Genomic DNA, 10,068 nt, shown 5'->3' on the forward strand with positions numbered 1-10,068 from the left:
TTGTTATGAGTAAGTGGATCGAACAATCGGTGGCAAAAAACGGGGTCTAGCGCCGGGCGCGGCCGAGGCCGAAGGTGAGCCCCAGTGCGGCCACCAGCACCAGCCCTTTCACAAAATCCTGGGTATAGAACGGCACGTTCAGCATGGTCAGGCCGTTGAGCAGCACGCCGACAAAGATCGCGCCCACCAGCGTACCCAGAACATTGGGTCGGCGCGCATCCAGCACGGCAAAACCGATCAAGGTGGCGCCCACGCTATCGAGCAACAACGAGCTGCCGCCCGACACATCGCCGCGCCCCACGCGCGCCGCAATAATCAAACCGCCCAGTGCCGCCAGCGCGCCCGAAATCACATAGGCCGTGGTGCGATACCGCGTGGTGGGAGCGCCCGCCAGCCGGGCCGCTTCTTCGTTGCCGCCGGTGGCGTAAAACACGCGGCCCCAACGGGTGCGTTCCATCAGCGCCCAGATCACGAGGGCCAGCACGCCCACCACCAGCACCGGCACCGGAATGCCCAGCAAGCGCGCACGGCCCAGCGCCAGAAATGCGGGCGCGAACACGCCGGTGGCGCTGCTGCCGTCGCGCAACATCAAGCCACTGCTAATCGACTGCCCGCCGGTGGGAATCAGCTGTAAACCGCCCAGCAAAAACATCGTGGCCAAGGTCGCCAGCAAATCGGGAATACGCAGTCGCACCACCAGCAGCGCGTTAAACAAACCAATCAGCACACCGCTGAACAGCCCAAACACCAGCGTCGGCAGCGCACCCCATTGCCACACCACCATGGCGTAGCTGCTGGCGATTAACGCGGTGGCGGCGGTGGCGCCGATCGACAGATCAAACCCGCCTGCAATCAAGGCCACGGTGACGGCCAGGCCCAGCAAGGCATCCACCGAAGTGCCCTGCAGAATGCTCAGCAGATTGGCGGGCTGGATAAATGCGGGTTCGGCGCTGCTAAAGCCGATAATCAACAGCGCCAGCACGCCAAACAAGGCATAGCGGCGCAGGCGTTCCAGCGCGCTGCGGCGCGGTGATTTAACGGCGGATGGGGCCAGCGGCAGCGTGGCGGATTGGCTGGTCATAAAACGGATTCCGTGAGGGGCGCGGGGGTTGCGGCCCGAGGGGTAGCGGTAATGCCCAGAGCAAAGCGCTCCAGGTGTTCGAGGTGTTCAATCAGCGAACCGGCATCGGCGTGCTGGCCGGGGTCGTGCAGCGTGTGCTGGTCCATGATCAGCACGCGGTCGGCCACTTCCAGCGCTTCGTCCAGATCGCTGGTGGCGATCAGCACGGCGGTGTCGCTGGCGGCGCGAATCGAGGCCACCAGATCATGGCGTGCGCCCACATCGACGCCCTGAAACGGCTCGTCCAGCAACAGCACGCGCGAGGGCTGCGATTGCCAGCGCGCCAACACCACTTTTTGCTGATTGCCGCCCGAGAGCAGGTCCGGCGTGTCGTTCGGCCCCTGGCAGCGGATGCCGAGGCGGTTAATCCAGAGTTGTGCGGTCTCATCCAGCTGGCCGGGTTTGATCCAGCCGCTGCCAAACAAGCGGCGCAGATGCGGCAACGCAATCAAATCCGCCAGCCGCGCGCCCAGGCTATCCACCGGCAAAAAGCTGCTGCGCCAACGGTCTTCGCCCGCCATAAATACACCGGCGTCAATGGCGTCGGCGCAATGGCGCGGCTGCCAGTTTTTGCCATCCAGCAACACGCGCCCGGCATGCCAGCGCTGCAAACCAAACAAGGCCTGCAGCAGACTGGTTTTGCCTGCGCCGAGATTGCCGGTTAACGCGATCACTTCGCCGGCGTGCAGGTTCAGATCAAACGGGGTGCTGTCCGGCCGCAGCTGGATTTGTTTTAGCGCCAGCCGCGGCACCGCACCGCGCACCACGTCCACGTTTTTGGCAGGCCGCGTCGGCAGCGTGCTGCCCACCAGCGCGCGCACCGCCGCATCCAGATCCAGCGGCGCGGCAAACGTGCCCGCTACACGGCCATTGCGCAGCACCACCGCGCGATCAGCAATGCGGCGCAAATCGGCCAGCCGGTGCGATACATACAGGATGGCGATGCCCGCCGCTTTCAGGCGCTCAATCATGGCAAACAAGCGCACCGATTCGGCTTGGGACAGGCTGGCGGTGGGCTCATCAAAAATAATCAGACGGGCTTGTTCATGCAGCGCCCGCGCCAGCGCCATCAACTGGCGTTGCGCGGTGGTCAGGTCGGCAAAATCGGCGTGCAGCGGCAAGTCGGGCGCGATATCGCCGGCAATCGCGGCAGCCTGCTGCTGGATGTGCGCCGGGCTGATCAGCACCGCACTGCGCGCGCTGCACAGGCGGCCCAGCAACAGGTTCTCGGCCACGCTCAAACCGGGCACGCCCAGTTGGCTGGTTTGCTGATGCACCGTGGCCACGCCCGCTTGCAGCGCGGCGCGGGGGCTATCAAACACGGTAGGCACGCCCGCCCACAGCAACTCGCCCTCATCGGCCTGGCTGGCCCCGGCAATGATCTTGACCAGCGTGGATTTGCCCGCGCCATTGGCCCCCATTAGCGCCACCACCTCGCCCGCACGCACGCTTAAATCCACGCCATCCAGCGCCACGGTGGCGCCGAAACGTTTGCGGATTTGCCGCAGCACAAGCAGCGGCGTATCGGGAAGGGTGGAGGTCATGCAAGCTGGCCGGTAATCAGTCAGCGCACAGCCTACACTGCCGCCCCATATTCCCGATAAGAATCAAATATCATTTTTTAATGTCTTTTACGCATAATGACTATACGTGGTGCGTCGTCCTACTGCGGGTGGGGCCGTCCGGCCGATGCCCACTGTAACGAGGACGCGCGACAATCCAGCCTTATCCCATCGCGCAGTCTCGTTAAGGGAAACCCCATGCATAAACCCAAGCAGATCCTGATTGTGGGCGGCGGTGTGGCCGGGCTGGAACTGGCCACGCAGCTCAGCCACGCCTTCCGGCACAACCACAAAGCCGCCATCACCCTGGTCGACCGCGACTCCGGCCATATCTGGAAACCGATGCTGCACACCATCGCCGCCGGCACGCGCGATGTGTATCAGCAGCAAACCTCGTTTGTGGCGCACGCCAAAGAACATGGCTTTACCTACTGGCCCGGCGAGATGGAAGCGCTGGACCGCATCGGCCACGAAATCCGGCTCAAGCCGCTGTACATGCGCGATGGCCGTTTGCTGCTGGAAGCGCGCGCCCTGCCCTACGACGTGCTGATCATGAGCGTGGGCAGCCAGGCCAATGATTTCGGCACCCCGGGCGTGCACGAATACTGTCACTTTATCGACGACCGTCTGCAGGCCGACGCCTTTAACCAGGAAGTGCGCGCGCTGTTGTTCAAGGCCTATGCCGAGGGCACCGAATTGCATCTGGCCATTGTCGGCGGTGGCGCCACCGGCGTGGAGCTGGCGGCCGAGCTGGTGCAGATGGAAGAAACGCTGGCCAGCTACGCCAGCGGCGAACACGCCAGCACGCGCCTCAAGCTCACGCTGATCGATAGCGGGCCGCGCTTGCTGGGCGCGTTTCCCGAATCAGTGTCGGCGGCGGCCAAGGCGCAACTGCAAAAACTGGGCGTGGAAATCCGCAGCGGCGCGCGCGTGGCTGCGGCGGAAGCAGGCGGCGTGCGCCTGAAGGACGGCACCCATATCGCCGCCGCGATGACGGTCTGGGCGGCAGGCGTTAAAGCGCCCGACTTTATGCGCGATCTGGGTGGACTGGAAACCACGCACGGTAATCAGTTGGTGGTACGACCCACGCTGCAAACCACGCTGGACGACGCTGTGTTTGCGCTGGGCGACTGCGCCGCGCTGACACCGGCCGGGGCCGAGCGGCCACTGCCGCCCTCCGCGCAAATCGCCTATCAACAAGCCACCTACTTGATCCGCAATCTGCCGGGCTGGCTGGACGGTAAACCACTACCGCCGTTTCACAATATCGATATGGGCGCGCTGGTGACGCTGGGCCGCTATAACGCATTTGGCTCGCTCGGCAAACTGGGCATTTTTAAAAACGACTTCACCTATCGCGGCTATCTGGCGCAGCTCAGCCATATCTTTTTGTATCGCAGCCACCAGGCGCGGCTGCACGGCTTCTGGCGCGGCAGTTTGTTGTGGCTGATCGACCGGATTAACGCGTGGGTACGACCGGCGGTGCGGCTGGATTAAGCCGCCCAGGCGCTCAGGCCAGCAGCCGCGCAACGCGCCGATATAATCGCCGCCAGTGTCCATGATCCGGATTGAGACGATGTGGCTTAAACCCTGCAGCACGCTGCTGCTGCTCACGCTGGCTGGCGCGTTGCACGCGGCGGAACCGGTGCGGCCAGACGCAGCCAGCGCCTTTTACGTCAACCCCGATTCCAACGCCGCGCAATGGCTTAACGCGCACCGCGATGACCCGCGCGCCGACGCCATCCGCAGCGCCATCGCTAGCCAGCCCACCGCCCTGTGGTTCGGTGGCTGGAGCGCCGATGTGCGCGGCGCGGTGGAGCGTTATATCAGCGCCGCCGCGGTACGCGGGCAACTGCCGCTGTTGGTGGCGTACAACGTGCCGCAGCGCGATTGCGGCCAGTACAGCAAGGGCGGCGCGGCCTCGGCCAGCGCGTATCAAACGTGGATAGAAAGCTTCTTTGATGGCATCGGCCCGCGTGCCGCGCTAGTGGTGCTGGAGCCCGATGCGCTCGCGCAAATGGATTGCCTGAACGCCGCCGACAAGGCGCTACGCCTGCAATTGCTGCGCCACGCCCTCGACTACGCGCGCAGCCACGCCAGTGCCAGCCGCGTGTATCTGGATGCCGGCCACAGCGGTTGGCTGGCCCCGGCCGAAGCGGCGCGGCGCCTGACCGCCGCCGGAGTGGCGCAAGCGCGCGGCTTTGCGCTGAATGTTTCCAATTACGGCACCACCGCCGCTAACACCGCCTATGGCAAACAGGTGGCGGCAGCGTTACAGCAACAAGGCATCCGCGCGCATTTTGTGATCGACACCAGCCGCAATGGCAACGGCCCGTTGGGCTCGCAATGGTGTGATGCGCCGGGTCGCAAACTGGGCACCCCCGCAACGCAGTACGCAGGCGAGGACGGACTGGATGCGGTGCTGTGGATCAAGCCGCCAGGCAATGCCGATGGCTGCGCCGCCAAGGCCGGCACGTTTGACGCCGACCTGGCGAACAAGCTGATCAACGGGGATTAAGCCGCCGCGTTCAGAACTTCGGCCCGGCCGCCTGATCCACCAGCGCGCAATTGCCGCTGAAATCGGCAAAACCGCTGCTTAACGTCAGCGTGCCGGTCAGTCGGTCGATCTTGATCCTGGGCTTGTTCAGCAGGTTAAAGCGGATCGAGCCGGTAATTTCCTTGTCGCCGATAAAGGCGTCGTTAAGCACGTACCACGCCTCTTTGCCATCGCTCAGCACCGGCACCACGGCGGGCGGCAATTTCAGTCGCACCGTGCTGTCGGACAACTCCACGGTGGCCGTGCCGGAGAACGGTTTGCGCACGGTGGTGCTACTGCTGGTGCTTTTATCGATCTCGTGCGTTTTGTAGTTGTAATCCTGGCCGTTGGTGGTCTGCACATCGCTAACCGTGCCGGAGCCGGTGCAGGCCAGCAATTTGTCTTGCGCGTGGACGACGCTGGCAGCGCTGCAGACGGCGGCGAGGAGGAATACAGCGAGCTTCATGGCATGACCTTGCAAGCGGTGGGATGACGACAGCATCAAGCGCGCATGCCCTTGGCGTCAATGCCTGCAGCCGCCGTCACGCCGTGCAGAGGGCGCTTACACGCCCAGCGCTTTCACCACCGCCGCCAGCACCGCAAAGGCGCTGGCAATCTCGGCATCGGGCACGCAGGCATAACCCAGCAACAAGCCTTTCTGCCGCGACGCGCCGCCGCTGTAATACGCCGACAAGGGCCGCGTGGCGATGCCCGCCGCCAACGCGGCCTGGGCGACCAGTTGGTCATCTACCTGATCGGGCAAACCCAGTACCAGATGCAGCCCGGCCTCATCGCCATGCACCGGCCAGTCCGCGCCGAAATGGGTGGCGATGGCTTGCATCAACAGCTCACGCCGTTGGCCGTACACGTGGCGCATGCGGCGGATGTGCGCGCCGAAATGGCCCTGCTCGATAAAGTCGGCCAACACCGCTTGTTGCAAGGATTGGCCTTCGCGAAACAACTCGGCCAGTGCCAGCGCAAACGGCTCGGCCAGCGCGGGCGGCACCACCATGTAACCGACGCGCAGCCCAGGGTACAGAATCTTGCCGAGGCTGCCGACATAGATCACGCGGTCGGCTTCATCCATGCCTTGCAACGCGCCCAGCGGCCGGCTGGCGAAGCGGAATTCGCTGTCGTAATCGTCTTCGATGATCCAGCTTTGCGTCTGGCGCGCGTACTCCAGCAACATGCGGCGGCGCGCCAGGCTCATCACCATACCCAGCGGGTATTGGTGCGATGGCGTCACCAGCATCATGCGCGGCGGCCGCGCCAGATCGGCTTCGCTGGGGTTGATGCCCTCGGCGTCCACGGCAATCGAGCGCAACTGCAAACCCGACGCCTGCATCACGCTGCGCACGCCCCAGTAACACGGGTCTTCGGTCCAGACCTCGTCGCCCGAATCACTGAGCAGCCGCACCGCCAGATCCACCGACTGGTGAATACCGGTGGTGATGATCACCTGCTCGGCGTGGCAACGCACCCCGCGCGCGCTGCGCAGATATTCGGCCAGTACTTCACGCAACGGCATATGGCCACCGGGTGGGGCATAGCTGAGTAATTCGGGCTGCAGATTGCGCATGCGGCGCGATTGCAAACGGCTCCAGACCTCGGACGGAAAGCGCGTGACATCGGCCACGCCCGGCACAAACGCACCCCACTGCCGCCGCGACACCCCGGCCGCATCCAGCAAGCGCCGTCCCCGAGCCGACAGCGGCTGGGTGGATGCCGTCGGCTGCGGCAGCGTCACCCCGGCAAAGCGCGTATCGGGCGCGCTGTCGGCCACAAAGGTGCCGCTGCCCGTGCCCGCCTGCACATAACCTTCCAGCGCCAGCTGTTCGTACACCTGGATGACGGTATTGCGGCCGATACCCAGTTCGGTGGCCAGCAAGCGCGACGATGGCAATTTGCGACCCGGCGCCAGTTCGTGCAGCAAGATGGCCTGGCGCAAGGCGTCTTGCAGTTGCCGATACAGCGGCGCGATATCGGCTTTATCGATGCGCTGGGCCAGCCAGTCGGATAACAAGGCAGTGCGCAAGTGGTTCCCCCTTTGGGTAGAAAATGGCTCTTTTGTCAGGAGCCGAAAGCCTACACCATTGCGCCATTCCTTCCCACCCAGAGCACGGCTCGCCGGAGATTCAACCATGTCACGTAATGCAGAATTACTTGCCCGCAAAAACGCCGCCACGCCACGTGGTGTGGGCGTGATGGCGCCCTTTTTTGCGGTACGCGCCAGCAATGCCGAGCTGTGGGATGAAGAAGGCCATCGCTATATCGACTTTGCTGGCGGCATTGCGGTGCTGAACACTGGCCACGCGCATCCGGTAATTACCGCCGCGGTCAAACAACAGCTGGAGGCGTTTACCCATAGCTGTTATCAGGTGGTGCCGTATGCGTCGTATGTGGAACTGGCCGAGCGGCTTAATCAGGTTACGCCCGGTGATTACGCCAAAAAGACCGCGTTTTTTTCCACCGGCGCCGAGGCCGTGGAAAACGCCATCAAGATCGCCCGCGCCGCCACCGGCCGCAGCGGCGTGATTGCGTTTGCCGGGGGTTTTCATGGCCGCACCATGATGGGCATGGCGCTGACCGGCAAAGTGGCACCGTACAAGATCGGCTTCGGGCCGTTTCCGGGCGAGGTTTACCACGCGCCCTTCCCCAATGCGCTGCACGGCGTAACGGTCGAACAATCGTTGAAGGCACTTGGCGATCTGTTCAAAACCAGCATTGAGCCGCGCCGCGTGGCCGCCATCATTCTGGAACCGGTACAAGGCGAAGGCGGCTTTTATGTGGCGCCGCCCGAGCTGATGCAAGCACTGCGCCGCCTGTGCGACGAGCACGGCATTGTGCTGATCGCGGACGAAATCCAGAGCGGTTTTGGCCGCACCGGCAAACTGTTTGCCATGCAGCATTACAGCGTCGCGCCCGACTTGATGACCATGGCCAAATCGCTCGCTGGCGGCTATCCGCTGTCCGCCGTCACCGGCCGCGCCGAGTTGATGGATGCGCCCGCGCCGGGCGGCCTGGGCGGCACCTATGCGGGCAACCCTTTGGCGATTGCGGCGGCGCATGCGGTGCTGGATTTGATGCAACAGGATGACTTGCCCGCCCGTGGCCAGGCGCTGGGCGACCAATTGGTGGCGACGCTGAACGAGCTGAAACCGGCCGTGCCGCAACTGGCCGAAGTGCGCGGCCTGGGTGCGATGATCGCCGCCGAATTTCTCGACCCCGCCACCGGCGCACCCGACGCCGCTTTTGCCAAAGCGGTGCAAACCTATGCGCTGGAGCGCGGGCTGATTGTGTTGAGCTGCGGCGTGTATTCCAACGTGCTGCGGTTTTTGTTTCCACTGACCATCGAACAAAACGTATTTGAAGAAGGTCTGGGTATTTTGAGCCAGGCGCTGCAAAACGCTGCGTCCTACGCCTGACCCAGCCCATACAAGGAGTAAGGCCATGCAACTGAAAGACTCGTCCCTGCTGCGGCAGCAATGTTTTGTTAACGGCGCGTGGATAGACGCCGACAACCAGGAAACCGTGCCGGTCAACAATCCGGCCACCGGCGAGATCATTGCGCATATCCCCAAGCTGGGTAAGGCCGAAACGCGCCGCGCCATCGAAGCCGCACAAGCCGCGTGGCCCGCCTGGCGCAGCAAGACGGCCAAGGAACGCTCGCAGATCCTGCGCAAGTGGAACGACCTGATGCTGGCCAATGTGGATGATCTGGCGCTGATCCTGACGTCCGAACAAGGCAAACCGTTGGCCGAAGCGCGCGGCGAAATCACCTATGCCGCCAGTTATATCGAATGGTTTGCCGAGGAAGCGCGCCGTATTGAAGGCGACATCATTGCCCCGCCCAGCAATGACCGCCGCATTCTGGTGTTAAAACAACCGATCGGCGTGACGGCCGCAATTACGCCGTGGAATTTTCCCGCCGCGATGATCACGCGCAAGGTGGGCCCGGCGCTGGCGGCCGGTTGCCCGATGGTGCTGAAGCCCGCAACGCAAACGCCGCTATCGGCGCTGGCGCTGGCGGTGCTGGCCGAGCGCGCAGGCGTGCCGGCGGGCATCTTCAATGTGCTGACGGGTTCGTCCACCGAGATTGGCGGCGAGCTGACCGCCAGCCCCATCGTGCGCAAAATCACCTTTACCGGCAGCACCGAAGTGGGCGCCAAACTGATCGAGCAAAGTGCACCCACCATCAAGAAAATGTCGATGGAACTGGGCGGCAATGCGCCGTTTATTGTGTTTGACGACGCCGATCTGGATGCCGCGGTGCAAGGCGCCATCGGCTCCAAATATCGCAACAGCGGCCAGACCTGCGTGTGCGCCAATCGCTTGTTGGTACAAGCGGGCGTGTATGACGCGTTTGCGCAAAAACTGGCGGACGCGGTGAATGCGCTGAAGGTGGGCAACGGCGTGGACGATGGCGTGACGCAAGGCCCGCTGATTGACGACAAAGCCATCGCCAAGATCGAAGAGCATATCGCCGATGCCACCGGCAAAGGCGCGCAGGTTTTGACGGGCGGCAAGCGCCATGCCCTGGGCGGCACCTTCTTTGAACCCACCATCCTGACCGGCGTGACCCCGGCCATGAAAGTGGCGCGCGAAGAAACCTTTGGCCCGCTGGCGCCGCTGTTCAAGTTTGAAACGGAGGAAGAAGCCATCGCGATGGCCAACGACACCGAATTCGGCCTGGCCAGCTACTTTTATACGCGCGATCTAGCGCGGATTTTCCGGGTGGCGGAAGGGCTGGAGTACGGCATGGTCGGCATCAACGCCGGTCTGATCTCGTCCGAAGTGGCGCCGTTTGGTGGCGTTAAACAATCCGGCTTGGGGCGCGAGGGCTCGCGCTA

8 protein-coding genes are annotated in these 10,068 nt (G+C 63.6%); 4 read left to right on the forward strand and 4 right to left on the reverse strand.

Going from position 1 to position 10,068, the window contains the following annotated elements; all coding sequences use genetic code 11:
- Positions 1-46 precede the first annotated feature (46 nt).
- On the reverse strand, positions 47-1,081 hold the full coding sequence (locus WG78_RS16635; RefSeq protein ID WP_053938963.1) for an ABC transporter permease: 1,035 nt from the start codon (positions 1,079-1,081) through the stop codon (positions 47-49).
- Positions 1,078-2,664 carry a sugar ABC transporter ATP-binding protein gene (locus WG78_RS16640; RefSeq protein ID WP_083459254.1) on the reverse strand — a complete coding sequence of 529 codons (1,587 nt, stop codon included), beginning with the start codon at positions 2,662-2,664 and terminating at the stop codon, positions 1,078-1,080. Before WG78_RS16640 ends, WG78_RS16635 begins: the two co-directional genes overlap by 4 nt.
- A gap of 216 nt (positions 2,665-2,880) precedes the next feature.
- Here WG78_RS16640 and WG78_RS16645 point away from each other — a divergent pair, with 216 nt between their 5' ends.
- Positions 2,881-4,179, forward strand: a complete 1,299-nt coding sequence (locus WG78_RS16645; protein WP_053938964.1) for an NAD(P)/FAD-dependent oxidoreductase — start codon at positions 2,881-2,883, stop codon at positions 4,177-4,179.
- Between the two features lie 79 nt (positions 4,180-4,258).
- A complete protein-coding gene (locus WG78_RS16650; protein ID WP_053938965.1) occupies positions 4,259-5,200 on the forward strand; it encodes a glycoside hydrolase family 6 protein in 942 nt (313 codons plus the stop codon).
- 10 nt (positions 5,201-5,210) lie between these two features.
- Here the strand turns inward: WG78_RS16650 and WG78_RS16655 are convergent, their stop codons facing one another.
- Together WG78_RS16655 and pdxR are read right to left on the reverse strand one after the other, a co-directional pair.
- The gene (locus WG78_RS16655; protein ID WP_053938966.1) at positions 5,211-5,684 is read right to left on the reverse strand and encodes a hypothetical protein; all 474 of its coding nucleotides are present in this window, start codon (positions 5,682-5,684) and stop codon (positions 5,211-5,213) included.
- A gap of 96 nt (positions 5,685-5,780) precedes the next feature.
- Positions 5,781-7,253, reverse strand: a complete 1,473-nt coding sequence (pdxR, locus tag WG78_RS16660; RefSeq protein ID WP_053938967.1) for a MocR-like pyridoxine biosynthesis transcription factor PdxR — start codon at positions 7,251-7,253, stop codon at positions 5,781-5,783.
- Between the two features lie 106 nt (positions 7,254-7,359).
- On the opposite strand from pdxR, the gene gabT reads away from it, so the two are divergent.
- Complete coding sequence (gabT, locus tag WG78_RS16665) at positions 7,360-8,643, forward strand: 4-aminobutyrate--2-oxoglutarate transaminase (RefSeq protein WP_053938968.1); 1,284 nt, start codon at positions 7,360-7,362, stop codon at positions 8,641-8,643.
- A 25-nt stretch (positions 8,644-8,668) separates the two neighbouring features.
- Positions 8,669-10,068 (forward strand): NAD-dependent succinate-semialdehyde dehydrogenase (locus tag WG78_RS16670; protein ID WP_053938969.1); only part of this gene is annotated, 1,400 nt, incomplete at its 3' end.

It is taken from the genome of Amantichitinum ursilacus (assembly GCF_001294205.1).
GTDB classification, from domain to species: domain Bacteria; phylum Pseudomonadota; class Gammaproteobacteria; order Burkholderiales; family Chitinibacteraceae; genus Amantichitinum; species Amantichitinum ursilacus.

What these genes read in the sequence shown, in the direction of transcription:
- WG78_RS16635 (WP_053938963.1), bottom strand. Translation starts at nt 1,081, where the DNA reads ATGACCAGCCAATCCGCCACGCTGCCGCTGGCCCCATCCGCCGTTAAA.
- WG78_RS16640 (WP_083459254.1), bottom strand. Translation starts at nt 2,664, where the DNA reads ATGACCTCCACCCTTCCCGATACGCCGCTGCTTGTGCTGCGGCAAATC.
- WG78_RS16645 (WP_053938964.1), top strand. Translation starts at nt 2,881, where the DNA reads ATGCATAAACCCAAGCAGATCCTGATTGTGGGCGGCGGTGTGGCCGGG.
- WG78_RS16650 (WP_053938965.1), top strand. Translation starts at nt 4,259, where the DNA reads ATGTGGCTTAAACCCTGCAGCACGCTGCTGCTGCTCACGCTGGCTGGC.
- WG78_RS16655 (WP_053938966.1), bottom strand. Translation starts at nt 5,684, where the DNA reads ATGAAGCTCGCTGTATTCCTCCTCGCCGCCGTCTGCAGCGCTGCCAGC.
- gabT (WP_053938968.1), top strand. Translation starts at nt 7,360, where the DNA reads ATGTCACGTAATGCAGAATTACTTGCCCGCAAAAACGCCGCCACGCCA.